At 63.3% G+C, this 24966-nt stretch carries 23 protein-coding genes; 15 read left to right on the forward strand and 8 right to left on the reverse strand.

The window, feature by feature from the left end:
- The first annotated feature begins 180 nt into the window (after positions 1-180).
- The 3 genes from iscR to RYH70_RS05740 all read left to right on the forward strand — a co-directional run bounded on the left by iscR (position 181) and on the right by RYH70_RS05740 (position 2476).
- Positions 181-654 carry a Fe-S cluster assembly transcriptional regulator IscR gene (gene iscR, locus RYH70_RS05730; RefSeq protein ID WP_022995330.1) on the forward strand — a complete coding sequence of 158 codons (474 nt, stop codon included), beginning with the start codon at positions 181-183 and terminating at the stop codon, positions 652-654.
- 32 nt (positions 655-686) lie between these two features.
- Positions 687-1847 (forward strand): IscS subfamily cysteine desulfurase, encoded by a 1161-nt coding sequence (locus RYH70_RS05735; RefSeq protein WP_080530600.1) that lies wholly within the window; start codon positions 687-689, stop codon positions 1845-1847.
- Positions 1848-1930: 83 nt separating this feature from the next.
- Positions 1931-2476 (forward strand): heme NO-binding domain-containing protein, encoded by a 546-nt coding sequence (locus RYH70_RS05740; RefSeq protein ID WP_317009892.1) that lies wholly within the window; start codon positions 1931-1933, stop codon positions 2474-2476.
- A gap of 18 nt (positions 2477-2494) precedes the next feature.
- On the opposite strand, the gene RYH70_RS05745 is transcribed toward RYH70_RS05740, so the two are convergent.
- The 7 genes from RYH70_RS05745 to sufB form a co-directional block, all read right to left on the reverse strand.
- Positions 2495-2947, reverse strand: a complete 453-nt coding sequence (locus RYH70_RS05745) for a SufE family protein (RefSeq protein ID WP_022995333.1) — start codon at positions 2945-2947, stop codon at positions 2495-2497.
- 27 nt (positions 2948-2974) lie between these two features.
- Positions 2975-3535: a putative Fe-S cluster assembly protein SufT gene (gene sufT / locus RYH70_RS05750; RefSeq protein ID WP_031228325.1), complete on the reverse strand. Its 561-nt coding sequence runs from the start codon at positions 3533-3535 to the stop codon at positions 2975-2977.
- A gap of 5 nt (positions 3536-3540) precedes the next feature.
- A complete protein-coding gene (locus tag RYH70_RS05755) occupies positions 3541-3900 on the reverse strand; it encodes a HesB/IscA family protein (RefSeq protein WP_055100166.1) in 360 nt (119 codons plus the stop codon).
- A gap of 11 nt (positions 3901-3911) precedes the next feature.
- Positions 3912-5126: an aminotransferase class V-fold PLP-dependent enzyme gene (locus RYH70_RS05760; RefSeq protein WP_317009893.1), complete on the reverse strand. Its 1215-nt coding sequence runs from the start codon at positions 5124-5126 to the stop codon at positions 3912-3914.
- A complete protein-coding gene (gene sufD, locus RYH70_RS05765) occupies positions 5123-6379 on the reverse strand; it encodes a Fe-S cluster assembly protein SufD (RefSeq protein ID WP_163122406.1) in 1257 nt (418 codons plus the stop codon). Before sufD ends, RYH70_RS05760 begins: the two co-directional genes overlap by 4 nt.
- Positions 6376-7131 (reverse strand): Fe-S cluster assembly ATPase SufC, encoded by a 756-nt coding sequence (gene sufC / locus RYH70_RS05770; protein ID WP_055100164.1) that lies wholly within the window; start codon positions 7129-7131, stop codon positions 6376-6378. Before sufC ends, sufD begins: the two co-directional genes overlap by 4 nt.
- 96 nt (positions 7132-7227) lie before the next feature.
- Positions 7228-8670: a Fe-S cluster assembly protein SufB gene (sufB, locus tag RYH70_RS05775; protein ID WP_022995339.1), complete on the reverse strand. Its 1443-nt coding sequence runs from the start codon at positions 8668-8670 to the stop codon at positions 7228-7230.
- A 284-nt stretch (positions 8671-8954) separates the two neighbouring features.
- On the opposite strand from sufB, the gene ndk reads away from it, so the two are divergent.
- The 12 genes from ndk to RYH70_RS05835 all read left to right on the forward strand — a co-directional run bounded on the left by ndk (position 8955) and on the right by RYH70_RS05835 (position 23416).
- Entirely contained in the window at positions 8955-9386 is a 432-nt protein-coding gene (gene ndk, locus RYH70_RS05780) for a nucleoside-diphosphate kinase (protein ID WP_022995340.1), read from the forward strand.
- Positions 9387-9444: 58 nt separating this feature from the next.
- Positions 9445-10587, forward strand: coding sequence for a 23S rRNA (adenine(2503)-C(2))-methyltransferase RlmN (gene rlmN, locus RYH70_RS05785; RefSeq protein ID WP_022995341.1), 1143 nt, complete (start codon positions 9445-9447; stop codon positions 10585-10587).
- Positions 10584-11360 (forward strand): type IV pilus biogenesis/stability protein PilW, encoded by a 777-nt coding sequence (gene pilW / locus RYH70_RS05790; protein WP_145912279.1) that lies wholly within the window; start codon positions 10584-10586, stop codon positions 11358-11360. The genes rlmN and pilW overlap by 4 nt, the downstream gene beginning before the upstream one ends.
- Positions 11360-12286 (forward strand): RodZ domain-containing protein, encoded by a 927-nt coding sequence (locus RYH70_RS05795; protein ID WP_317009894.1) that lies wholly within the window; start codon positions 11360-11362, stop codon positions 12284-12286. The genes pilW and RYH70_RS05795 overlap by 1 nt, the downstream gene beginning before the upstream one ends.
- Positions 12287-12382: 96 nt before the next feature.
- The gene (ispG, locus tag RYH70_RS05800; RefSeq protein WP_022995344.1) at positions 12383-13501 is read left to right on the forward strand and encodes a flavodoxin-dependent (E)-4-hydroxy-3-methylbut-2-enyl-diphosphate synthase; all 1119 of its coding nucleotides are present in this window, start codon (positions 12383-12385) and stop codon (positions 13499-13501) included.
- Positions 13502-13631: 130 nt separating this feature from the next.
- Complete coding sequence (hisS, locus tag RYH70_RS05805) at positions 13632-14912, forward strand: histidine--tRNA ligase (protein WP_022995345.1); 1281 nt, start codon at positions 13632-13634, stop codon at positions 14910-14912.
- A 12-nt stretch (positions 14913-14924) separates the two neighbouring features.
- The gene (locus RYH70_RS05810; RefSeq protein WP_055100159.1) at positions 14925-15572 is read left to right on the forward strand and encodes a YfgM family protein; all 648 of its coding nucleotides are present in this window, start codon (positions 14925-14927) and stop codon (positions 15570-15572) included.
- Between the two features lie 5 nt (positions 15573-15577).
- Positions 15578-16774 carry an outer membrane protein assembly factor BamB gene (bamB, locus tag RYH70_RS05815; protein ID WP_022995347.1) on the forward strand — a complete coding sequence of 399 codons (1197 nt, stop codon included), beginning with the start codon at positions 15578-15580 and terminating at the stop codon, positions 16772-16774.
- Between the two features lie 210 nt (positions 16775-16984).
- Complete coding sequence (der, locus tag RYH70_RS05820) at positions 16985-18382, forward strand: ribosome biogenesis GTPase Der (protein ID WP_022995348.1); 1398 nt, start codon at positions 16985-16987, stop codon at positions 18380-18382.
- An 81-nt stretch (positions 18383-18463) separates the two neighbouring features.
- Positions 18464-20584, forward strand: coding sequence for a TonB-dependent receptor plug domain-containing protein (locus tag RYH70_RS05825; protein ID WP_317009895.1), 2121 nt, complete (start codon positions 18464-18466; stop codon positions 20582-20584).
- Between the two features lie 94 nt (positions 20585-20678).
- Complete coding sequence (locus RYH70_RS05830) at positions 20679-21533, forward strand: hypothetical protein (RefSeq protein ID WP_317009896.1); 855 nt, start codon at positions 20679-20681, stop codon at positions 21531-21533.
- On the forward strand, positions 21530-23416 hold the full coding sequence (locus RYH70_RS05835; protein WP_317009897.1) for an ATP-binding protein: 1887 nt from the start codon (positions 21530-21532) through the stop codon (positions 23414-23416). Before RYH70_RS05830 ends, RYH70_RS05835 begins: the two co-directional genes overlap by 4 nt.
- Here RYH70_RS05835 and xseA read toward each other — a convergent pair.
- The gene (gene xseA, locus RYH70_RS05840; protein ID WP_233916959.1) at positions 23382-24734 is read right to left on the reverse strand and encodes an exodeoxyribonuclease VII large subunit; all 1353 of its coding nucleotides are present in this window, start codon (positions 24732-24734) and stop codon (positions 23382-23384) included. The two genes, RYH70_RS05835 and xseA, sit on opposite strands and share 35 nt — an antisense overlap.
- Positions 24735-24966: the final 232 nt, after the last annotated feature.

Genomic DNA, 24966 nt, shown 5'->3' on the forward strand with positions numbered 1-24966 from the left:
GAGCTCCGGGGCGCTGTCAAGAACGAGGGAGTCGATCCGGGCCATTTCGGGAACCAACCGTCTATTTCTTGTTCAGACCTTTTTACATGAGAACGGTTATCAATTATTCTCCGATAATACTTGACTGATTTGGTTGGTCTTTATAGTCTGACTTCCTATTCACGTACCAAAGGTGTGGGTATGCGATTAACCACCAAAGGCCGATACGCGGTGACCGCGATGCTGGATCTGGCTCTTCATGCGGATGAGGGCCCGGTATCCCTGGCGGATATCTCCGAGCGTCAGGGAATTTCCATTTCCTATCTGGAGCAGCTGTTCGCCAAGTTGCGCCGGCGGCATCTGGTGAGCAGTGTGCGCGGTCCCGGCGGCGGCTACAGGCTGAGCCGGGACAGTGACGATATTGATGTGGCTTCGGTGATCGCCGCCGTGGACGAGTCCGTGGATGCCACCCGTTGTGGCGGCAACGGCGATTGTCAGGACGGCCACATTTGTCTGACACACCACCTCTGGTGTGATCTGTCGGATCAGATCCAGGATTTCCTGTCGCACATCACGCTGGGCGAACTGGTGTCCCGCAATGAGGTGCGTCAGGTGGCGGAGCGCCAGAAGATCACTCAGAGCCAACTGAACCGGGTGCCGGTCAGCACGCTTTGATCCTTCCATTATCAACACAGTAATCAACATCCATGTCGCAAGCGGTTTATCTGGATTACGCCGCCACTACCCCGGTGGACCCCCGGGTCGTGGAGGCGATGGTGCGTTTTCTCGGGCCGGACGGCACCTTCGGGAATCCGGCATCGCGCAGCCATCTTTACGGCTGGCTGGCGGAGGAGGCGGTGGAAAATGCCCGTCGTCAGGTAGCGGACGCGCTCAACGCCGATCCCCGGGAGATCGTCTGGACCAGCGGTGCCACCGAGGCCAACAATCTGGCCATCAAAGGTGTTCTGGAGCAGCGGGGCGGGGGACATGTGATCACCTCCGCCACCGAGCACAAGGCGGTGCTGGACCCCTGCGGCTGGCTGGAAGGGCGTGGCGTCGAGGTCACCTATCTGGCGCCGGAGCCGGATGGCCGGATCACCCCGCGGGCGGTGGAAGAGGCGATGCGCGAGGACACCGTGCTGGTGTCGATCATGCACGCCAACAACGAAACCGGGGTGATCAACGATATCGGTGCCATTGGCGCCTTGTGCCGGGAGCGTGGCGTTCTGTTTCACACCGACGCCGCCCAGACCATGGGCAAGTTGCCGTTGGATGTTCGGGAAACCACGGTGGACCTGGTCTCCCTGTGTGCCCACAAGATCTACGGCCCGAAAGGCATTGGCGCGCTCTATGTGCGGCGCCATCCGGATGTCCGGGTCGCCGCCCAGATCCACGGCGGCGGCCATGAGCGGGGCATGCGGTCGGGCACCTTGCCCGCCCACCAGATTGTCGCCATGGGCGAGGCCTTGTCATTGGCCATGGCCAGCCGGGATGAAGAGAACGAGCGTATCGCCGCGTTGCGGGATCGCTTGTGGGATGGCATCCGGACGCTGCCCGGCGTGTCCCTCAACGGTGCCGGCGCGCCGCGTTTACCCGGCCATATGAACGTGGCGTTCGAAGGGTTGGAAGGGGAGATGCTGCTGACCGCGTTGACCGGCGTGGCGGTGTCCACCGGGTCCGCCTGCACCTCGGCGTCGCTGGAGCCGTCCTATGTGCTCAAGGCGATGGGGGTGTCCGATTCGCTGGCGCACGGCTCGCTGCGCTTCTCGGTGGGCCGCTTCACCGATGAGACGCAAATCGACACGGTAATACAGAATGTGACGCAGGTGGTCACCCGCCTGCGTGACGCCGCCGCTCAAAGGGGATAAGCGGCTCTTTTTGTCCGACGGAAGGCTCCGTAACCGGCGTGCAGCTTGCTTAGGTGTTATCACACCAAAGGACGGAGCCAACCATGCACGGAGTGATCCTTGCCCATCTGCGTCATTTCGTTACCGACCGCTATGGTCAGTCGGTATGGGATGACGTCAATCACCGAGCGGGCCTGACCGACTGCCTGCACGTACCGATTCAACTTTACCCGGACAACCATCTGGAAGACCTGGTGACGGCGCTGCAGTCGGTCACCGGGCTGCACCGTGATGATTTGCTGGAGGAATTCGGCGCCTGGGTGATCCCGCCCCTGATCAATATGTACCGGGCGATGATTCCACGGGAATGGGACGCAGTGGCGTTCCTGCTCAACGTGGAGGAACGCATCCACCAGCGGGTCATTCGTCTGAAGAACCCGGAGGCGACGCCGCCGCGCATTGATGTCCGTGAGCTGGAGCCACGTGTGCTGCAGGTGGAATACCGTTCCCACCGGGATCTGAGCCTGCTGGCGCTGGGCTGCGTCCACGGCGTGGCGGCGTTCTATGGGGAGAAGGTGGAGATACTGGAGTCGGAGCAGGTGGACGGCGGCGTGCGGCGCTTCGTGGTGCGTCTGGAACCCGCCGCCTGAACGTCGGAACGTTGGGGGTCAGGCGGCCAGGGCCGCCGCTTCCTGCTTGATGCGGGCGACCATGGCACGCAGGCCGTTGCCACGGGTGGGGCTGAGATGGCCGAACAGGTCGATGTCCTGGAAGAAGGCGTCCATGTCCACCGCCGCGATCTGTTCCGGCGAGCGGCGGTTGAGGGCGGTGAGCACGATCGCCGCCAGCCCGCGCACGATGATGGCGTCGGAATCCACCGCCAGATACAGGCGGCCCTCGCTGTCATCGTAGTCGGTGACCAGCCATACCTGGCTCTGGCAGCCGCGCACGAAGCGGTCTTCGGTGCGCAGGGTGTCCGGCAGTTCCGGCAGTTGCTTGCCGAGATCGATGATGTAGCGGTAGCGCTCTTCCCAGTCGTCCAGGAATTCCAGGTCGTCACGGACATCCTCGGCGGTGACGTTCTCACCGAGGGTGATGGCGCGAATATCGAAATCAGACAAGTTGAACCACCTTCTCAATTACTGCCGTCAGAACAGGCCCAGTTCCAGTTGGGCCTCTTCCGTCATCATATCCCGGCTCCAGGGCGGGTCGAACACCAGCGCCACTTCCACTTTGTCCACATTGGGCACCTTGGCGAGCCGGTCTTCCACATCGCCGACCAGGACCGGGCCCATGCCGCAGGTGGGGGCGGTGAGTGTCATGCGTACCTGCACCACATTCTGATCGTCCCTGCGAATCACATCGCAGCCGTAAACCAGGCCCAGGTCGACAACGTTCACCGGAATTTCCGGGTCGTAGATGGTTTTCAGGGTCTTCTGAAGATCCTCGTCCCGCACCGTGCCGTCCGCTTCGGGAGCATCGAAGTCCAGTTCCAGAGGCTGCTGGCCGATGGCGTCCGCGTCGGTGCCGTCAATACGCGCCATATTGCCGTTCACGGTCACCGTATAAGTGCCGCCCAGCGCCTGACGCAGATTGACGAAGGAATTCTTCTTGATGGTGATGCGGGTGCCGCTGGGAACCCGCCGGGCGGGTACATCCCGGCTGACCACCACGGTGCGTTGCTCTGAGGTAGAAGGGGCGCTGGTCAAGACCTTCAGACCTCGTGCACGGTGAAGCTTTCACCGCAGCCGCATTCGCCGGTGGCGTTGGGGTTGCGGAACTTGAACAGGCTGTTGACGCCCTCGGTGACATAATCGATCTCAAGACCGTTGAGCATCACCAGCCATTTTTCCGGCACATAGAGCGCAATGCCGTCGATGTCGAAGCGCTTGTCACCGTCGCGCGGTTCGTCGACAAAGTCGAGCACGTACATATAACCGGAGCAGCCGGACTCATCCAGATTCAAGCGGATGCCGGCGGCGCCGGCGCGCTCGATCTCCTTGAGAGCCTGGCGGCGGGCGGATTCGGTCAGGTGAATTTGCGCCTGGCCGGGCACGAAAGTCTGTACCGTCATGACATCATCACCTATAGAAAAGAACGTACTTTATGGAGCGCCTGGAACAGGACGTCCACCTCATCAAGGGTATTGTAGATCGAAAACGAGGCGCGCACGGTACCGGGAATGCCGAGGCTGTCCATCAGCGGCATGCAGCAATGATGCCCGGTGCGCACCGCCACGCCTTGCTTGTCCAGCAACACGCCGACATCGGCGGGGTGGGCGCCGTCCAACAGGAACGACAATACACTGGCCTTGGTGGCGGCGTTACCGATGATTTTCAACCCCGGGAACGCTTCCGCCTGTTCATGGGCGGCGCTCAACAGGGCCCGCTCATGGCGCGCCAGCGCGTCCCGGTCCTGCCTCTGGAGCCAGCGGATGGCCGCGCCCAGACCGACCACGCCGGCGATGTTCGGCGTCCCCGGTTCGAATTTGTACGGCAACTGATTCCAGGTGCTTTTCTCGAACGTCACCACCTCGATCATTTCGCCGCCGGTTTGGTAAGGCGGCATGGCTTCCAGCAACTCACGGCGGCCATACAGGGCGCCGATGCCGGTGGGGCCGAACACCTTATGGCCGGAGAAGGCATAGAAGTCACAGCCCAGCGCGCGCACGTCCACCGGGAAGTGCGACACCGCCTGGGCGCCGTCCACCAGGGTGATGGCGCCAGCGGCCTTGGCGGCGGCGATCAACTCCGCCACCGGCGTCACCGAGCCCAGGCTGTTGGAGACATGGGACAGCGCCACGATGCGGGTGCGTTCATTCAGCAACTGGTGGAACGCCTCGCTATCCACACTGCCGTCCTCGCGCAGTGGAACCACTTTGAGGCTGGCGCCGGTGGCCAGGCAGGCCTGCTGCCAGGGCACGATGTTGGCGTGGTGTTCCAGGGTGGTGATCAGCACTTCGTCACCGGCCTTGAGCCGCTCGCGGCCGATGCACTGGGCCACCAGATTGATGCCTTCGGTGGTGCCCTTGGTCCAGATGATCTCCTCGCGATCGGCGTTGAGGAACGCCGCCACGGTATCCCGCGCCGCTTCGAAGTCCGCGGTGGCGCGGTCACTCAGGTAGTGAGCGCCCCGGTGCACGTTGCTGTTGGTGCCCTGGTAGTAATCCCGTATCGCGTCGATCACCACCCGCGGTTTTTGCGTGGTGGCGGCGTTGTCCAGGTACACCAGCGGTTTGCCGTTGGCCTCCTGGTGGAGAATCGGGAAGGCGTCGCGAAGCGCGGAAACGTTCAGAGTCATGCCGCTTCCTCGTTGGCGCCGGGATATTGGCTCAATTCCCCCGCCAGCCACGGCTGCACCCACCGCGCCACGCTCTCGTCCGGTAGCGCCAGGATCAGTTCATTGACGAAGCCCAGGCTCAGCATGCGCTTGGCTTCCGCCAGCGCGATACCCCGGGATTGCAGGTAAAACTGCTGGGCGGCGTCGAGTTGGCCGACGGTGGCGCCATGGGCGCACTTCACGTCGTCGTTGTAAATTTCCAGTTCCGGTTTGGTGTAGATCTCCGCGCCGGGACTCAGCAGCAGGTTCTTGTTGCTCAGTTCCGCCAGGGTGCCCATGGCACCCTCGTGGATGTGAATACGGCCATTGAGGATCGCCTTGCCCTTTTCGCCGGCCAGACCCTTGAACACCTGATTGGAGGTGCAGTGTGGCACGCGGTGTTCCACGCACAGCTGATTGTCGATGTGGCTTTGGCCACGGGCCACGAACACGCCCTGCATGTTCAGTTCGGCACCGCTTTTTTCCAGCAGGGCACGTACGTCGTTGCGGCGCAGCCGGTTGCCGCCCATCAGCTGGTAGCTGTCGATGCGGCTGACCCCGGTCTGCCGGAACAGCAAGGTGCTGATGTGCAGGGTGTCTTCCCGCTCGCTTTGCAGCCGGTAGTGGGTGAGGCTGGCGTTGTCGCGGGCCTCGATCACGGTCACCGCGTTGTTCAGCACCGGGCCCTGGCCGATGTAATGCTCGATCAGGGTCAGCTTGCTGCCCGGATTCAACAGTACTTCCACCCGGGTCTGGCAATGGGCGGGCGTGTCGCTGGCGGCGTGCAGCAGCAGGTGCAGCGGCGCGCTGACTTCGGTGTTGGCGGCCACTTCCAGAGTGATGGCGTCCGTCAGCGCCGCGCCGTTGTAGAGCGCGAACGGCGTCAGCAACTCGTCACGCTGTCCGGCCCGGCGATGCAGTGTCACGCCTTCCGGCAACTGGCTCAGGTTTTCCTGCAAGCGGCCATTGCTCATCACCAGGCGATGAGCGGCCAGGTTCGGCAGCGGCTCGGGCAGGGCGCCGTCGGCGGCGGTTCTCAGATGGCCGTCGGTGAGCGGATGCAGGGAAGTGTATTTCCACTGCTCGGTTTTACGGTCGGGGAAAACGGCGGCCTCAAGGGCGTTCAGGCTGTCACCGCGCAACGGCGCCAGCGCGTCCCCGGCTTCGGAGCGGCGCGCGTTTTCCACCGCCAGGGTCTTCAGTTCGAGGCCCTGTTGTTTCGAAGGGAGGCTCATGCGGACTCTTCCTCGCCGGTCAGCCAGCCGTAGCCTTTCTGTTCCAGTTCCAGAGCCAGTTCCTTGCCGCCGGATTTAATAATGCGGCCATCGGAAAGCACATGGACGTGGTCCGGCACGATGTAATCCAGCAGCCGCTGATAGTGCGTGACCAGCACGATGCCGCGCTCCGGGCTGCGCAGGGAGTTGACGCCCCGGGCCACGGTTTGCAGAGCATCGATATCAAGACCGGAGTCGGTTTCGTCGAGCAGGGCCAGACGCGGCTCCATCAGCAGCATCTGCATGATCTCGTTGCGTTTCTTCTCGCCGCCGGAGAAGCCTTCGTTAACGCCGCGCTTGAGGAACTGAGCGTCCAGATTGACCTGCTTGCAGGCTTCGCGGGCCTTGCGCAGCAGCGTCACCGAGTCCCACTCTTCCTTGCCCTGGGCCTTGCGCACCGCTTCCAAAGCCGCTTTGAGAAATTCCATGTTGGACACGCCGGGGATTTCCACCGGGTACTGGAACGCCAGGAACAGGCCGGCCTGGGCGCGCTCCTCCGGTTCCAGCTCCGCCAGGTCGTGACCATCCAGAATGGCCTGGCCCCCGGTGATCTCGTAATTGTCACGGCCGGCCAGAACATTGGCCAGGGTGGACTTGCCCGAGCCGTTGGGTCCCATGATGGCGTGTACTTCGCCCGGGTTCACGGTCAGATCCAGACCCTTGAGAATGGCTTTGCCGTTGACGGCGGCGTGCAGATCACGAATTTCCAGCATGTAAATAACGCCTATAAATTAACTGTCTAAGACTTTCCCACAACGCTTCGCTGCGGAGGACGAGGCCTGGGGCCGGTTTTCGCTATTAACTGTTAACTAACCAACTGCCCCTTCCAGACTCACTTCCAGTAGCTTGCCGGCCTCCACCGCGAATTCCATCGGCAGTTCCTTGAACACTTCCTTGCAGAAGCCGTTCACGATCATGGAAATCGCTTTCTCCGGATCGATGCCGCGCTGCCGGCACAGGAACAACTGGTCGTCGCTCACCTTGGAGGTGGTGGCCTCGTGTTCCACCGTGGCGCTGGGGTGCTTGGATTCGATGTACGGGAAAGTGTGGGCACCGCAGCGATCGCCCAGCAGCAGCGAGTCACACTGGGTGAAGTTGCGGGCGTTCTCCGCGCGTGGGCCCATCCGTACCAGGCCGCGGTAGGCGTTGGAGCTCTTGCCGGCGGAAATGCCCTTGGAAACGATGGTGCTTCTGGTGTTCTTGCCCAGGTGGATCATCTTGGTGCCGGTGTCCGCCTGTTGCGCGTGGCGGGTCAGGGCCACGGAATAGAACTCGCCCACGGAGTTGTCGCCGCGCAGCACCACGGACGGATACTTCCAGGTGATGGCCGAGCCGGTTTCCACCTGGGTCCAGCTGATCTTGGCATTGTCATGGGCGACGCCGCGCTTGGTGACGAAGTTGTAGATGCCGCCCTTGCCGTTTTCGTCGCCGGGATACCAGTTCTGCACCGTGGAATACTTGATCTCGGCGCCGGGCAGGGCCACCAGCTCCACCACCGCCGCGTGCAGCTGATTCTCATCACGCTGCGGCGCGGTGCAGCCTTCCAGGTAGCTGACGTAGCTGCCTTCGTCGGCGACGATCAGGGTGCGTTCGAACTGGCCGGTGTTGGCTTCGTTGATGCGGAAGTAGGTGGACAGCTCCATGGGGCAACGCACGCCCTTGGGGATGTAAACAAAGGAACCGTCGGTGAACACCGCGGAGTTGAGCCCGGCGAAGAAGTTATCGCTCTTGGGCACCACGGAGCCCAGGTATTTCCGCACCAGTTCCGGATGTTCCTGCACCGCCTCGGAAATGGAGCAGAAGATCACCCCGGCCTCGGCCAGCTTTTCCTTGAAGGTGGTGCCGATGGAAACCGAGTCGAACACCGCGTCCACCGCCACCCCGGCGAGCATTTCCTGTTCATGCAGGGGGATGCCGAGCTTCTTGTAGGTGTCGAGCAGTTCCGGGTCCACCTCATCCAGGCTTTTTGGCCGGTCTTCCATGCTTTTCGGCGCGGAATAGTAGGAGATAGCGTCATAGTCCACCTTCGGGTAATGCAGGTGGGCCCATTCCGGCTCCGGCATCTCCCGCCACTTGCGGTAGGCTTCCAGACGCCATTCCAGCAGCCACTCCGGCTCTCCTTTCTTGGCGGAGATGAAGCGGATGACGTCTTCGCTGAGCCCCGGCGGCAGAGTGTCGGACTCCACCAGGGTGGTGAATCCGGCCTCGTACTCGGAGCGGATGACTTTGTCCAGTTCGGCTTGGCTGCTCATAATCTCAGAATACCAGAGTAATTTAGTCAGGTATTATACGGGATCCGACGGCAGGGTGGAATCCAGAGTGGCGATGGGATCGATAGGCGGTGGCCCCGGGGGCCTGAAACCGGCGCCAACGGTATCATATTTAACCCCGGATGCGTATAATCCGCCGGTTTCAGGCCCCCGGATCGCGGCGAGGACCGCCCAGGCCGAGTCCACGGGCGCGGCCGGCCGAATGGCGCGGGCGCCTATTCACTACAAGCAATGCAAATTCATGCAATTCTGGAGAAGACACAGCGATGTCAGTAGAGCGTACTCTCTCGATCATCAAGCCCGACGCCGTGGCCAAAAACGTCATCGGTGAGATCGTTGGCCGTTTCGAAAAAGCGGGCCTGAAGGTCGTGGCCATGAAAATGCTGCACCTGAGCCGTGAGCAGGCCGAGGGCTTCTACGCCGAGCACAAGGAGCGTCCTTTCTTCGGTGATCTGGTGGCTTTCATGACCAGCGGCCCGGTCATCGTGCAGGTGCTGGAAGGCGAAGGCGCGGTACTCAAGAACCGTGACCTGATGGGCGCCACCAACCCGAAAGAAGCGGAAGCCGGCACCATTCGCGCCGACTTCGCCGAAACCATTGACGAAAACGCGGTACACGGCTCCGACTCCACTGAGTCCGCCGCCCGTGAAGTGAGCTATTTCTTCTCCGACGAAGAAATCTGCCCGCGCACCCGCTAAGGTGGTGGGTGAACGCCTCGCCGCAGGGCGGGGCGTTACGCCGCCGCAGGAGGAAGCCATGAGTGCCCCGCAAAAGGTCAATCTGCTCGGTTTCAGCCGTGAGCAAATGGAAACGTTCTTCCTCGAAATGGGGGAGAAGAAGTTCCGTGCCCAGCAAGTGATGAAGTGGATCCATCACCATCAGGCGGACCATTTTGACCAGATGACCGACGTCGGCAAGGCGCTGCGCCAGAAGCTGACCGAAGTGGCGGAAATTCGTGGCCCCAAAGTACTGCACGAAGGTATTTCCCGGGACGGCACCCGCAAGTGGGTGTTCGAGGCCGACGGCGGCGGCGCGGTGGAAACCGTGTTCATCCCCGATGGCCGCCGCGGCACCCTGTGTGTGTCCTCCCAGGTGGGCTGCGCCGTGGATTGCGGCTTCTGCTCCACCGGTAAACAGGGTTTTCAGCGCGATCTGACCAGCGCCGAGATCATCGGCCAGGTCTGGCAGGCGGGCCGTGCCTTCGGCCCACGCCGCAATCTGGGCGAGCATCCGATCACCAACGTGGTGATGATGGGCATGGGCGAGCCGTTGTTGAATTACGGCGAAGTGCTTACCGCCATGCGCATCATGAAAGACGACCTGGGTTACGGCATCGGCAAGAAGCGCATTACCCTGTCCACTTCCGGCGTGGTGCCGAAGATCGACCAGCTCAGCCAGGATCTGGATGTGGCGCTGGCGGTCAGTCTGCACGCGCCCAATGATGAGCTGCGCAACGAACTGGTGCCGCTCAATCGCAAATACCCGCTGGCGGAACTGATGGCCGCCTGCAAACGCTACAGCGACAATATTACCCACCGTCACAACACCATCACCATGGAATACGTGATGCTGCGTGACGTGAACGACAAACCGGAGCACGCCCGGCAGTTGGTCAAGCTGCTCAACGGCATTCCGGTAAAGGTCAACCTGATTCCCTTCAATCCCTTCCCCCACGCTGGCTATGAGCGCTCCCGGAAAAAAGACATCCTGGAGTTCCATAAATTCCTTAATGACCATGGCCTGCTGACCACGGTACGCACCACCCGCGGCGATGACATCGACGCTGCCTGCGGGCAACTGGTGGGCACGGTGCAGGACCGCACCCGTCGTGCCGAACGTTGGAAAAAATCGGTGTTTCACCGCACCGAACAGGCCGATGGCAATGCGGCGTCTGTATGATAAAACGACATTTTTCTTTGGTTGTGGTGCTGGCCGGAGGCCTTTGGCTGTCCGGCTGCGCGGTGGAGAGCAGTCGTAACAACGTCAAGGTGGATGAGGCGGTCACCAGCCGCGTCGCCGCTGGTCTTCAATATCTTCAGCAGGGCAATCCCAGCGAGGCCCGGCGACATTTTTCCCGGGCTCTGTCACTCAATGACAACAGTGCCAAGGCACACAATGCCATGGCCTTGTTGTATAACTACGAGCGCGATCCGGAGAATGAGGAGCGTCATTACAAACGCGCCCTGCGGATCGACGGCGATTACGCGCCGGCGTTGAACAACTACGGAACCCTGCTGTACAGCCAGGGTCGGTACCAGGAAGCGCTCAAGCTGTTCGGTCGGGTCGCCAACGACCCGGGTTATGAAGGGCGGGGCAGTGCCTATAGCAATATCGGCCTGTGCCATCTGCGCCTGGACCAGCCGGAGGAGGCGAAAGAAGCCTTTATCAAGGCGCTTCGTCTGCAACCGCGATCCGTGACACCGAATCTGGAGCTGGCGCGGCTGTATTATCAGGAGCAGCGCTACGATCTGGGCTGGGACTATTACCAACAATACACCCAGCGGGTGGGTCGACAGGACCCCGCCGGGTTGTGGTTGGGGGTGCGGCTGGCCCATGCGTTGGGCCGTAAAGACCAACAATCCAGTTATGAGCTTGCGTTGCAGAATCTCCACCGGGGCTCCCGTGAATATCGGCTCTGGCAGGAGTGGCGCGACGCTCAGGAGGCACCTTAATGAGCGAGTCAGGGACGGAACTGCCCGGCGCCGAGTTGCGTCGAGTGCGTGAAGAGCGGGGTATGACCCGTGAGGAAGTGTCCGAACACCTGCACCTTTCGATGAGCTACCTTCAGGCTCTCGAGGACGATGACTACGGGCGTTTGCCCGAGCCGCCCTTTATTAAAGGGTATTTACGTAATTACGCCCGTCTGCTCGGCCTGCCCGGCGAGGAACTGGCGTCCCGCTTTCAGCAGCATGTGAACCAGAACCGCCGGGAGCCGGCGCCCACCGAATCCGTGCATGAACCGCTGAGTGGCGGGCGCGACTGGCGCTGGCCGTTGCTGCTGGTGCTGCTGGTCCTGTTGCTGCTGGCCCTGGCATGGTGGTTATGGCCCTCGGCCGGCGAGCCCGAGCCGGTGGGCACGCACCCCGATACGGTGGAAGAATCCGTGGTGCCGGAGCCGTCACCAGCGGCGCCGGCCGACACCGGGTCCGATACGGACCTGGGCCCGGCACCGCCGTCGGAGCCCTCCCCGGACTCCGGAACGGTGGCCCCGGAACCTGTCATGGAGCCGTCTTCCAATACGGAGGATAATGGCATGGACAGCGGGGCCGCGGTGGTGGAGCCACAGGCGGGAACTCCGGAGCCGGCTGATGAGGCCGCCACGGACAGCGAAACCGGAGCCGCCATGGCGGAAACCAGCGGCGACCGGCTGGAAATGGCTTTTTCCCGCGATTGCTGGATCCGGGTCGTCGACGCCACCGGCAAGCGCCTGGTGGAAGGTGTGCAAAGCGCCGGGGATCGTGTGTCCCTCAATGGCGAAGCCCCTTATCGGCTGACCGTCGGTGACGCCGCCGCGGTCAGCGAGATGACACTCAACGGCAAGACGGAAACCCTGCCCGGCAGCGGATCCGGCCAGGTGCTGCGTTTCTCTTTACCGTAGCCCCGTATTACCGTGGTCGCCCAACGCTGTTGAATGCCCGGCCCGGTGCCGGGCCGCGATAAGTCGATCAGACGTTTCAGCTCTTCAGGAGTCAGTATGGAACCGGAAATTTCCATTCAACGCCGCAAATCCCGGCAGATTCATGTGGGATCCGTGCCCGTTGGCGGTGACGCTCCGATCTCCGTGCAGAGCATGACCAACACCGACACCTGCGACGTGGACGCCACGGTGGCGCAGATTCGCCGCCTGGAAGAGGTGGGGGCCGATATCGTGCGGGTTTCGGTGCCGACCATGGACGCCGCCGAGGCCTTCGGCAAGATCCGCAAACAGGTGCAGGTGCCGCTGGTGGCGGACATCCACTACGATTACAAGATCGCCCTGAAGGTGGCCGACGAAGGCGCCGACTGCCTGCGTATCAACCCGGGTAATATCGGTCGTGAGGACCGGGTGCGGGCGGTGATTCAGTCCGCCCGTGATCACGGGGTTCCGATCCGTATCGGGGTCAACGCCGGCTCGCTGGAGAAGGAACTGCAACGCAAATACGGCGAACCCACCAGTGACGCGCTGGTGGAGTCGGCGTTGCGGCACGCGGAGATTCTCGACCGCCACGATTTCCAGGAATTCAAAATCAGCGTCAAGGCCTCCAATGTCTTCATGACCCTGCAGGCTTACCGCAAGCTGGCCACCCAGGTGGAGCAACCCCTGCACCTGGGCGTCACCGAGGCGGGCACGTTCCGCTCCGGCACGGTGAAATCCGCGGTGGCGCTTGGCGGTCTGCTGCTGGAAGGCATTGGTGACACCATCCGTATTTCCCTGGCCACCGACCCGGTGGAGGAAATCCGCGTCGGTTTCGATATTCTCAAGAGCCTCAATCTGCGCAAGAAAGGCGTCAATATCATTGCCTGCCCGAGCTGTTCGCGGCAGAACTTCGATGTGATCCAGACCGTCAACGAATTGGAGGCGCGCCTGGAAGACATCAACGAGTCCGTGGACCTGGCGGTGATCGGCTGCCTGGTCAACGGTCCGGGCGAAGCGCGGGAAGCCGATGTCGGTCTCACCGGCGGCACCCCGAACAATCTGTCCTACGAGGACGGCCAGAAAAGCCACCACGTCAAGCAGGAAGACCTGGTGAGCGAACTGGAACGGATGGTGCGCGCCAAGGTGCAAAAAATGCGCGACGACGAAGCCAAGGGTATTATCGCGCGTAGTGAATAAAGAACGCCGGGTGCCGGACGCCGGACGCTTGACGCCGAAAAGCGGCAAGTCTCCGGCGTTTGTTGTTTCCGGTCGGGTTTCAAGCGTCGGGCGTGCAGCGTCGGGCGTCGAGCGTTAACAAGGAGAACCGGTGGGTAAGAAGATCACCTCCATTCGCGGGATGAACGACATCCTGCCGCAGCAGACGCCGCTGTGGCAGTGGCTGGAAGATAAAGTGCGCGGGGTGCTGGCGGCCTATGGCTACCAGGAGATCCGCACGCCGATCCTGGAGCAGACCGATCTGTTCAAGCGCGGCATCGGCGAAGTCACCGATATCGTCGAGAAGGAGATGTACACCTTCGAGGACCGCAATGGCGACAGCCTGACCTTGCGTCCGGAAGGCACCGCCAGCTGCGTGCGCGCCGCGGAGGAGCACGGTCTGCTCTACAACCAGACCCAGCGGCTCTGGTATGCCGGGCCCATGTTCCGCCATGAGCGTCCGCAGGCCGGCCGTTATCGCCAGTTCCACCAGATTGGCGTGGAAACCTTCGGCATGGACGGACCGGACATCGACGCCGAGGTGATTCTGCTCTCCGCGCGCCTGTGGAAAGCCCTGGGCTTATCCGATCAGGTCACCCTGGAACTGAATTCCCTGGGAGACGCCGAAGACCGCGCCCGCTACCGTGATGCCCTGGTAGCCTACCTGCGCGAACACAGCGAACGCCTGGACGACGACTCCCGCCGCCGGCTGGAACGCAACCCGCTGCGCGTGCTCGACAGCAAGGACGCCGGCACCCGCGAAGTGCTGGAACAGGCGCCGCGGCTGGAACAATTTCTTAACCACGATGCCCGTGAGCACTTCAGCAAGCTGTGTGCGTTGCTTGAGGCCGCCGGGATCGAATACCGCCTCAACCCTTATTTGGTGCGCGGGCTGGACTATTACGGCAAAACCGTATTCGAATGGACCACCCGGGCTCTGGGCGCCCAGGGCACGGTGTGCGCCGGCGGCCGTTACGACGGCCTGGTGGCGCAACTGGGCGGCAAGCCGACTCCGGCTGTGGGCTTCGCCATGGGCCTGGAGCGGCTGATTCTGCTGCTGGAACAACAAAACCCGGAACTGCCGGCGCCGGTGGCACTCTATATTGCTGCCATGGGCGAAGTGCAGTCCCAGGCTCTGGCCCTGGCCGAGCGCCTGCGGGACCGGTTCCCCGGCGTCGGCATCGTCGCCCATTGTGGCGGCGGCAGCTTCAAGAGTCAGATGAAAAAAGCCGACCGCAGCGGCGCCCGCTACGCGCTGATCCTCGGCGAGGACGAAGTGGCGCGCGGGGAAGTGGCGGTGAAACCGCTGCGTGAGGACGCGGAACAACAGCAATTGCCCGAGACCGACCTGGCCGACTGGCTGGCCGAACGTCTCGCAAGATCACAAGCGTAAGGAGAAACAGGGGTGGCCGATTACATCCGTGACGAAGAAGAACAAGCCGAGCGTCTGCGCAACTGGTGGCAGAAAAACGGCGTGGCCACGGTAGTGGTGATCGTACTGGCGGTGGGTTCCATGATCGGCTGGCGGCAATGGCAGCAGCATCAAAGCGTTGAAGCCGGCAAGGCCTCCGGCCTGTACGAGAAGATGATCGGCGCGATGCCGACGGGCGCCGGCGACGGCGATGCCGGCGTGGTGAAAACCAATGCCGAAGCCTTGATCGACCAGTTCGCCGGTAGCAGCTACGCCGGTTACGCCCATCTGGCACTGGCCAAACTGGCGGTGCAGGACGGTGATCTGGACGAAGCCGCCAGTCAACTGCGCCTGGTGGTGGACAAACCCGCCACCAAGGAACTGGAACACGTGGCCCGTTTACGCCTGGTGCGAGTGTTGATCGCCCAGAACGAGCTGGACGCCGCCGGCAAGGAATTGGGCCGTACCTGGCCCGAGGCCATGCAGGGGCAGGCCCTGGAGCTCAAAGGCGATGTCGCCAAGGCCAGGCAGCAATGGGACGAAGCACGGGACGCTTATGCTTCCGCACTGGAAGCCATGGGCGGCCAGGGGGGAAGTGACCGCGTGCAAATGAAACTGGATGACCTGAACCGTCAATCGTGAGATTTATGCAGCCTCTTAAAGCCTCCCAAGCCTCCGGCGGTCTGCGCCGCTCCCTCACCACGCGCGGCCTGGTGGCCCTGGTGGCGGGCGCGCTGGTGCTGACCGGATGCAGCAGCAACCCCAACGCCATCGAGCCCAATGATCTGCCGGACTTCGACAGTGCCTACAAGGTCAAACGGCTGTGGAAAGCCAATGCCGGCGACGGCATGGACGAGACCTCGATAAAACTGAGCCCGGCGGTGACCAGCCAGCAAGTGTTCGCCGCCGACGTGCACGGTCAGGTCTACGCGTTCAACCGCGAAGACGGCGACCGGCAATGGCGTAAAAAGACCGAGGATCGCATCTCCGGCGGCCTCTTCGCCGGCTACGGCAAGGTCTACTACGGCACCCGGGAAGGCGAGGCGGTGGCGCTGTCCGCCGAGGACGGCAGCGAATTGTGGCGCCGCCAGTTGAGCAGCGAGATCCTCTCCGCCCCCACCGGCACCAGTTCCCTGGCGCTGTACCAGACCATCGACGGCCGTATCCAGGCGCTCGATAGTGAAACCGGTGAGCCGCGCTGGGAGTACGAGACCGCCATTCCCAACCTGATTCTGCTGGGCGGCACACAGCCGGTGGTCACCGCCGGGCGTGTCTACGCGGCGTTTTCCGGCGGCAAGGTGGTGTGCCTGGACGAACAGACCGGTTCGCCGATCTGGGAGCGCCGGGTGGCCGAGCCCACCGGCCGCTCCGAACTGGACCGTCTGGTGGACATCAACACCAGCCTGATCGTGGAGAACGGCGGTGTGTTCACCGCTACGTTCCAGGGCAAGGTGGCGGTGCTGGACTGGGAAAACGGCCGCCCCTACTGGGCCAAGGACATTTCCAGCCACCAGCGCCTCAGTTCCGATCTGGGCACGCTGTTCGTCAGCGATGATCAGGGCCTGGTTCGAGGCGTCGACCAGCGCAGCGGCACCTTCCTGTGGCAGCAGGACAAGCTCTATGGCCGCCGCCTCACCGGTACCGCGGTGCAGGACGACCTGGTGGTGGTCGGTGACTACGAAGGCTATCTGCACTGGATGGATCAGAGCGACGGCAAGCTGGTGGCCCGCTATCGCCATCGCGGCAAGCCCATTGTGTCCGCGCCGATCCGCCACGACGACGTCATCTACGTGCTTGGCAGCGAGGGCCGTCTGGCCGCCTACCGCCTGGAAGCCCGGGACTGATCCGGGACACTCTTTTCACCCTCTCCCCTCAAGGGAGAGGGGAGACGAGACAGACCTTTCTATTCGGCCCCCTCTCCCTTGAGGGGAGAGGGGGCGTTTGAGGAAAGGCGAAGCCATTCCGACACCATCGTCCCAGCCATTGCCGATTAATTTGGCAACTTTCCCGCTAAGTTAATACCATAGCGCCCCAATATACCGTCAGAGTGCCGCATGAAACCGGTTATCGCCCTGGTGGGCCGCCCCAATGTGGGCAAGTCCACCCTGTTCAATCGCCTCACCCGTACCCGGGACGCCCTGGTGGCGGACTTTCCCGGGCTCACCCGTGACCGCAAGTACGGGGACGGCCGCATGGGCGACCGGCCCTACATCGTGGTCGATACCGGCGGTATCGGCGAAAGCGAGGAGGGCATAGACCGGCCGATGACCGATCAGGCCCTGCTTGCCGTGGGTGAAGCGGACGCCGTGCTGTTCCTGGTGGACGGCCGCGCCGGCCTGACCGCCGCCGATCAACAGGTGGCCTCGGAGTTGCGCAAGCTGCCCAAGCCGGTGTTTCTGGTGGTGAACAAGACCGATGGCCTGGACCCGGATTCCGCCATGGCGGATTTCTACGCTCTGGGGCTGACCCAGGTGCTGCCCATCGCCGCCGCCCACGGGCGTGGTGTACGCGCGCTGATGGACGAGGTGCTGGCCGTCTTCCCCGAGCCGGAAGAAACCGGTGAAGAGGAAGAACCGGAAGCCCCGGACACCGTGCGGGTAGCGGTGCTGGGCCGCCCCAATGTGGGCAAATCCACGCTGATCAACCGTATTCTTGGCGAAGAGCGGGTGGTGGTGTTCGACCAGGCCGGCACCACCCGGGATTCCATTGAGGTGCCGTTCGAGCGCAATGGCCGGCCTTATGTGCTGATCGACACCGCCGGGGTGCGCCGCCGGGGAAAAGTCCACGAGACCATCGAAAAATTCTCGGTGATCAAGGCGCTGCAGGCGGTGGACGCTGCCCAGGTGGTGTTGCTGGTGGTGGATGCCCGCGACGGCATCAGTGACCAGGATCTGCACCTGTTGGGCTATGTGCTGGAAGCCGGCCGCGCCCTGGTGATCGCCATGAACAAGTGGGATGGTCTGGAAAGCGATCACAAAGAGTGGGTCAAGCAGCAACTGGATCGCCGCCTGCAATTCGTGCCCTGGGCCAAAATAAAATTCATTTCCGCCCTGCACGGCACCGGCGTCGGCGACTTGTTCGGTCTGGTGGAGCGGGCCTGGGATTCCGCTTTCATCAAGATCGGCAGCAATGCCCTGACGCGCATGCTGGAAGACATCACCCATTCCCATCCGCCGCCTCGCAGCGGCCGTTTTCGCGCCAAGCTGCGTTACGCGCACCTGGGCGGCTCGAACCCGCCGGTGGTGGTGATTCACGGTAACCGTACTGATTCATTGCCGGTCAGTTACCGGCGTTATCTGGAGAACCGGTTCCGGGAACTGCTGAAAATCGAGGGGTCGCCGATCCGGCTCGAGCTGAAATCCGGCGACAACCCCTACGAGGGGCGCAAGAATCCGCTGACTGATCGGCAGATCCGCCGTCGTCGGCGCATGATGAAGCACATCAAGAAATAACTCGGATTCCGATAGAAAAAACGGAGAACGGCTGCCGTCGTGGGGACGGCACGGTTCCGGATCAAGCGGGGGGAGCACGGGGTGCGATACCACTGTGGAATGCGGCTCTGGTCCGCCGCCGTACTGGCAAGTACGGTGGGGCTGAGCCATGCCCAGGAAATGGCCGGCCCGGATATCCCCCGGGTGCTGACCCCGGCCCGCCTCGATCAGCCTCTCTCCGAAGTCCCCGCCAGTGTCACCATCATCACCCAGGACATGATTCGCGCCAGCGGCGCCCGGGAACTGTATCAGGTCATGCGGCTGGTTCCCGGCATGAGCGTGGCCAAGGCCGACGGCAATGTACCGTCGGTGTCCTATCACGGCACCCAGGCCCGTGATCATCGCCGCATGCTGGTATTGCTGGACGGCCGCAGTGTTTATCGGCCGGGACTGGCGCGGGTCAACTGGAATGATCTCCCCATCGCTCTGGAGGATGTGGAGCGCATTGAGGTCACTCGTGGCCCGGCCGCCGCGGCCTACGGCGCCAACGCCTTTTCCGGGGTGATCAATATCATCAGTCGCGATCCACGCGACAGCGAAGGCCAGAGAGTGCGTCTGCGCGCCGGCAACAATGGCATTCGTGACGCCTATGTCAGCGGCGGCTGGCACCTCGGCGACAGTGCCTTCCGGATCTCCGTGGAGAGCCGCGCCGACGACGGTTACGACGCCGGCTTGCCGCCGATGGAGGACGGCGATGCCAAACGCACCCAAAGCGTTAATAGTCGCGGAGCCTGGGAGCTGGATAATGGCGACGTGCTCAGCCTTTACTTCGGCGGTAGCCGTTCAAAACTGGAACGGGCGCCGGAAAGCAGTCTTCGCGGGCTGGGCGATTATCAGCGTCTGGCGATACAGCGCGACGACAGCGCCTTTGCCGGCATGGTGTGGGAACGCCAACTGTCTGACTGGCATCAACTTAAGGTCTCGGGTTACGCCCAGTATTCGGACGAAGAGTTGCCGCTGACCATGTGTTATTTCGACCCGCTCACCGGGCGGCACGGCGCTGGCGGCGGCCTGCTTTTCTCGAAGGAAATGCGCGACCTGTATCTGGCCCACGATGGTGACATTGACGCCACACTGGCCGCCGCGCCCGCCGACCCGGCGGTACAGCAGCGCTACGCCAACTTGCTCAGCAGCGGCGCTGACCGTTTTTGTGGCACCAGTTACCTGGACGTGCGCGAGCATCGTTACGACCTGGAAATTCAGGATACCGTTCAAATCAACTCGTGGGCGCGGCTGGTGGCGGGACTCAACCTGCGCTACGACCGGGGCAACTCGCAAACCTACCTCAGCGGCACCGCCGATAACGTCAGCCGCCGCGCTTTCGCCAATCTGGCGCTGAAGCCGCTGTTCCGGTTCACCGCCAATCTGGGCGGGTACTGGGAATATGATGACCTCAACGGCGAGCACTTCACGCCGCGCGTCGGTTTGTCCTGGCAACTGATGCCCGGACACCATTTGCGTTGGGTATACGCCCGTGGCCTGCGCTCGCCGGATATCTACGAGGACCAGGCCCATTCCAACGCGCCGATCAGCCGGCTCAACGGACCTTTTGGCGACCGCACCGCGGACTGGCTGGGGTGGGATCCGGCCTACTTCTTTGTCAGCGAACAGGCCGATGGCAATCTGAAACCGGAACGTATCCGCTCGCGGGAATGGGGTTACTACGGCCACTTCGGTGACGTGGAACTGGATGTGCGTTATTTCCAGGAAGAACTCTGGGACCTGATCAGCGGCCCCATCAGCCCGGTGAATTTTGACGCCGACAACAGCGGCAAGGTCAGCCATCGCGGTACCGAAGCGCAGCTCAGCTGGCGGCCCGGCGCGCATCACTGGCTGCGTCTCAGCGGCGCCCACATCCATACCCGCAGCAACCGTGACACGGAATTACGCTTCGCCGCCCGTGACAGCGGCAGTGCCCTGTGGGAATGGCACGTGCTGCGGAACTGGTGGCTTTCCAGCGGCTATTACCTGGCGCGGGACTATAACAATCACCCTTACGAACGCCTGGATCTGCAACTGGCTTATCGCCGTGCCCTGGGGGCGACCCACCTGGAGGCCAGCCTGTTGGTGCAGCACTTCCTCGAAAACGAGCCGGTGGTGTTCGAGGAAAATCGCTATCGGGCTGATGAACGGTTCTGGCTAACCCTGGCTTTGCGGTTCTGACTATGACGGAGCGACGCCTTTTCCATAACGTCCGACTCCTCGCCTTCACCGGCGGGGAGCGGATCGGTGTCGCACCGCGGGGAGGTCATTGAGCGTGCGCTGGTCAAGGAAGGCCCGGATTCTGCTCGCAACCCTCGCGTTATATTCGCTGTCGGCGGCGGCCGACGACCCGCTGCGCGTGCGCGTGATCAGCGATCAGCCGCAGCATCGCGGCGCCTTTCTGCTGGCCCTGGAACAGGTGCCGTCCGCGCTGCCCTGGAGCCTGGTGGAAAGTGGCGCCGACGTTACCCTGGCTTTGGGCGCCGCTCCGTTTCGGCGCGCGGTGGAAGAGGGCGGCCCGGTGCTGGGTGTTTCGGTGCCGCCGGCGGTGGTTGACGAGGCCAGACGCCGGGATTGCCAGTGCAGCGCGATCTGGAGTGGCGTGTCGCTGGAACAACAGTTGCGCCTGATCGAGATCCTCTTTCCCGGAGTCAGCCGCGTTGGCGTTTTGTATGGCCCCGACAGCGCCTGGCAGCCGCTGCCGTCGGCGGCCACCGCTTCCCTGCAACTGGACTGGATGCCGGTTTCCTCCGCCGCCGGCATCGGACCGCTGCTGAGAAGGTACTTGCCACAGTGGGATTTGCTGTTACTGCCGGAAGACGAGACGCTGTTCAACGCCGGCACCGCCAAACTCATTTTACTCTCCGGCTACCGCCAACGAGTGCCCGTGGTCGGCCCTGGTCAGGGGTTCGTCAACGCCGGCAGTGTCGCCAGTGTTCATTCCTCTTTGCCGGCGCTGGCACGGCAAACATTGCGCTGGCTCGACCAATGGCGGCGACAAGGGCACTGGCCGTCGCCGGATTTTGTCGAGCACAGCAGTATCAGCGTCAATGAGCACGTGGCACGCGCCTATAACCTGCCGCTTTGGGAACCCCGGGCGTTACAACGAAAATGGGAGGAACAGCCATGATGGCCCAGGGGGGGATTCGCCGGCAGTTGCGCTGGCTCGGTGTGATACCGGCGCTGATCATGCTGGTTCTGGTGCTGGTGACACTCACCTGGCAGCGTCTGCAGGACGCCGACAACGAAGTGCGCGAACTGGGCGGCTTCCTGGCCCGCCAGCTGGCCGCCGCCGCCGAGTACGGCGTGCTCTCCGGCAACACTTCGGAGCTGCGCCGTCACGCCAACATGGCACTGCAACGCCCGGACGTCTATTACGTGGCGTTCCGTGACGAGACCGGCCAGGTGTTATTGAGCGAAGGCCGGGCCACCAGCGACGGGCGCGGCGGACTGCTGGAATTCCGCGCGGGCATCTATCGGCAGCCGCTGTCCGCTTCTGAAACCGAGCGCTATGTGGATCCCGGAGACCGGGTCGGCGAAGTGGTGCTGGGGCTGGCCCCGGAACTGCTGGCGGCGCGGCAAAAGGAAATCCTCGCCGCCAGCCTGGTGCCGGCCTTGCTGGCGATGATGGTGGGCCTGGTGTGTGCTGGTTATCTGGCCCGCCGCATCGCCGAGCCGCTGTCCTATCTGTCCGGTCTGGTGCGGGTGATTCGCGGCGGTGATTACCGCGCCCGCGGTGACCACCATCTGCAGGGGGAACTGTCGGATCTGCAGCGGGACATCAACGAACTGGCCTCTGGTCTGGAGCGCGCCCGCGCCGATCAACAACGGGCCATGGGGGAATTGCGGCAAGCCCATCGCAGCGCGCAGCAGGCCAGCCAGGCGAAAACCGACTTCCTGGCGATGATGAGCCATGAACTGCGCACCCCCATGAATGGCGTGCTCGGCATGCTGCAACTGCTGGAAACCACGAAGCAGAATGAGGAGCAGCGCGAGTACACCCAGGCGGCACTGGAATCCACCGGCCACCTGCTGGAAGTGATCAACGACATTCTCGATTTCTCGCGCATCGAAGCCGGGCGCATGGACATCGATCAGACCTTCTTCGCCCCCGGCCCGCTGTTGGAAAACTGCATGGGCACTTTCCGCTACGTGGCGCGCCACAAAGGCCTGTACCTGGAGCTGGAAGGGCTGGAGCAACTGGAAGGCTATGACCTGTATTCCGACCCCACGCGCTTGCGGCAGATTCTCAGCAACCTGATCTCCAACGCGGTGAAGTTCACCGAGCAGGGTGGGGTGCGGGTGACCATCCAGGCCGCCGCCGACGAGCACGGCCTGATGAACCTGTCGCTGTCCGTCACCGACACCGGCATCGGTATTTCCGACGCCCAACGCGACCGCCTGTTCGTGGCCTTCTCTCAACTGGATGCGTCGCCGTCGCGCCGTTACGGCGGTACCGGCCTGGGGCTGGCCATTGCCCGGCGCCTGGCGGAAATGCTCGGGGGCGATCTGGCCGTCAAAAGCCAGCCCGGAGAGGGTAGCTGTTTCACCTTGCGATTGCGTGTGCGCGCCCGGGTCGCCGGGGAGCTGGCCAGCGATGGCCCGCGCATCGACGATGGCCTCCTGAGCGGCCGCGCTCTGCTGGTGGAAGACAACCTGGTCAACCGCATGGTGGCGGCGCGCATGCTGGAAAATCTGGGGCTTGAAGTGGTCAGCTGTGGCGATGGCGAAACCGCGCTCAACACCATTCAGGGAGAAAACTTCGACGTGGTGCTGATGGACGTGCAAATGCCAGTGATGGACGGCCTGGAAGCGACCCGGGCGATCCGCCGCTGGGAACGGGCGGCGGGCCGCTCGCCGGTGCCGATCATCGCGCTCACCGCCAACGCCTTGGGAGAGGAACGGGAACGTTGCCTCGCCTCGGGCATGGACGACCACCTGGCCAAACCCTACCGCCGGCAATTGCTGGCGAAGTTGCTCAGTCGTTATCTGAAGACGGCAGAAGCCGGGTGACTTTGGATTCGAAGCGGCCATCCGCCAGCCGCGTTTCCACGGTCTGGCCTTCCCGCAGGGTTTCCACCGAACGCAGCGGCTGGCCCTCGGCCAGCGTCAGCGAATAACCCCGGTCCAGCGTCGCCAGCGGACTGGCGGTGTGCAACCGCCGGCCCAGCCCGGTGAGCCGCTGCTGCAATTGGCTGCGCTGGTGCAGCAACGGCACCGGCAGCCGCCGTTGCAGGCCCAGCAGACGTTGCCGCTGCAGCGCCAGCCGCTGACGCGGGGACTGCTGCATCACCCGCCCTTTCAAGCGATCCAGCCGCGCTTGCAGCAGCGTCTGCTTGTGCTGCAGCGCCCGTTGCAGACGGGCCTGATATTCGTCCACCTGCTGCCGGCGCTGTTCCAGCTCCCGCTGCGGGTGGCGCAACTGCAGCCGGTGGGCCAGCTGGCTCAGCCGCTGCCGGCGATATTGCAGCGTGCCGGCCACCGCCCGGTGCTGGCGGCGCTGCAACTGATCCAGCCGCGCCAGAATCGCCTCGCCGTCCGGGCTCACCAGCTCCGCCGCCGCCGACGGCGTGGGCGCGCGCAAATCAGCGGCGAAATCCGTCAGCGCCACGTCCACCTCATGGCCCACCGCCGAGACAATGGGAATCGGGCAAGCCGCCACCGCCCGCACCAGGGCTTCATCGTTGAACGCCCACAGATCCTCCAGCGAACCGCCGCCCCGGCCGATCACCAGCACGTCGCAATCCGCCCGCCGCACCGCCAGGTCCAACGCCCGGCGCAGTTGCATTGGTGCTTCATCGCCCTGTACCGCCGCCGGGTAGACCAGCACCGGAATGCCGGGACAGCGGCGTTTCAGCACCTGCACCACATCGCGCACCGCGGCGCCGCTGGGGCTGGTGATCACGCCGATGCGGCGCGGCCAGCGGGGCAGGGGGCGCTTGCGTTCGCTGGCGAACAGCCCTTCCGCCTCCAGTTTCGCCTTGAGCGCCTCGAACTGGGCCCGCAGCGCCCCTTCGCCGGCCTCTTCCATGTGCTCCACTACCAATTGGAAACCGCCACGCGGCACGTACAGCGTGACCCTGGCGCGCACCAGCACCTGCTGACCGTCGCGGGGCTGGAAGCGCAGCAACTGATTGCGATTGCGGAACATGGCGCCGTTGACCTGGGCGCGGTCGTCCTTGAGGCTGAAATACCAATGGCCGGAACGGGGACGGGACAGATTGGACAGCTCCCCCTGCAACCAGATCAGCGGGAAACTGCCTTCCAGCAGTCCCTGGGCTTCCAGGTTGAGACGGCTGATGGAATAGGGTTCGGTGCGTGATGAAGTCATGCCGCGCAATGTAAGCGCCCCCCGCCGCCGCCGCAAGCGTCGCGGCCCATGGATGTGGGAGCCTGCCCGCAGGCGAATCTTCCCAATCCCTGAATCTGTCAATTATTGTGCATTCGCCCGCGGCGGACGGACCGCGATCCCCGATTGCCGCGAAGGACCGCCATACCGTATAATGCCCCGCTTAATTTAACGGAGCCTTTGGTCCGGTTTGACGTGGCGGCGCCCCATGACC

The sequence above is a fragment of the Alloalcanivorax xenomutans genome, from assembly GCF_032810065.1.
GTDB lineage: Bacteria > Pseudomonadota > Gammaproteobacteria > Pseudomonadales > Alcanivoracaceae > Alloalcanivorax > Alloalcanivorax xenomutans.

Excerpts from the sequence above, each read along its gene's own strand:
- iscR (WP_022995330.1), top strand. The coding sequence starts at position 181 with ATGCGATTAACCACCAAAGGCCGATACGCGGTGACCGCGATGCTGGAT.
- RYH70_RS05735 (WP_080530600.1), top strand. The coding sequence starts at position 687 with ATGTCGCAAGCGGTTTATCTGGATTACGCCGCCACTACCCCGGTGGAC.
- RYH70_RS05740 (WP_317009892.1), top strand. The coding sequence starts at position 1,931 with ATGCACGGAGTGATCCTTGCCCATCTGCGTCATTTCGTTACCGACCGC.
- RYH70_RS05755 (WP_055100166.1), bottom strand. The coding sequence starts at position 3,900 with ATGACGGTACAGACTTTCGTGCCCGGCCAGGCGCAAATTCACCTGACC.
- RYH70_RS05760 (WP_317009893.1), bottom strand. The coding sequence starts at position 5,126 with ATGACTCTGAACGTTTCCGCGCTTCGCGACGCCTTCCCGATTCTCCAC.
- sufD (WP_163122406.1), bottom strand. The coding sequence starts at position 6,379 with ATGAGCCTCCCTTCGAAACAACAGGGCCTCGAACTGAAGACCCTGGCG.
- sufC (WP_055100164.1), bottom strand. The coding sequence starts at position 7,131 with ATGCTGGAAATTCGTGATCTGCACGCCGCCGTCAACGGCAAAGCCATT.
- sufB (WP_022995339.1), bottom strand. The coding sequence starts at position 8,670 with ATGAGCAGCCAAGCCGAACTGGACAAAGTCATCCGCTCCGAGTACGAG.
- ndk (WP_022995340.1), top strand. The coding sequence starts at position 8,955 with ATGTCAGTAGAGCGTACTCTCTCGATCATCAAGCCCGACGCCGTGGCC.
- rlmN (WP_022995341.1), top strand. The coding sequence starts at position 9,445 with ATGAGTGCCCCGCAAAAGGTCAATCTGCTCGGTTTCAGCCGTGAGCAA.
- pilW (WP_145912279.1), top strand. The coding sequence starts at position 10,584 with ATGATAAAACGACATTTTTCTTTGGTTGTGGTGCTGGCCGGAGGCCTT.
- RYH70_RS05795 (WP_317009894.1), top strand. The coding sequence starts at position 11,360 with ATGAGCGAGTCAGGGACGGAACTGCCCGGCGCCGAGTTGCGTCGAGTG.
- ispG (WP_022995344.1), top strand. The coding sequence starts at position 12,383 with ATGGAACCGGAAATTTCCATTCAACGCCGCAAATCCCGGCAGATTCAT.
- bamB (WP_022995347.1), top strand. The coding sequence starts at position 15,578 with ATGCAGCCTCTTAAAGCCTCCCAAGCCTCCGGCGGTCTGCGCCGCTCC.
- der (WP_022995348.1), top strand. The coding sequence starts at position 16,985 with ATGAAACCGGTTATCGCCCTGGTGGGCCGCCCCAATGTGGGCAAGTCC.
- RYH70_RS05835 (WP_317009897.1), top strand. The coding sequence starts at position 21,530 with ATGATGGCCCAGGGGGGGATTCGCCGGCAGTTGCGCTGGCTCGGTGTG.
- xseA (WP_233916959.1), bottom strand. The coding sequence starts at position 24,734 with ATGACTTCATCACGCACCGAACCCTATTCCATCAGCCGTCTCAACCTG.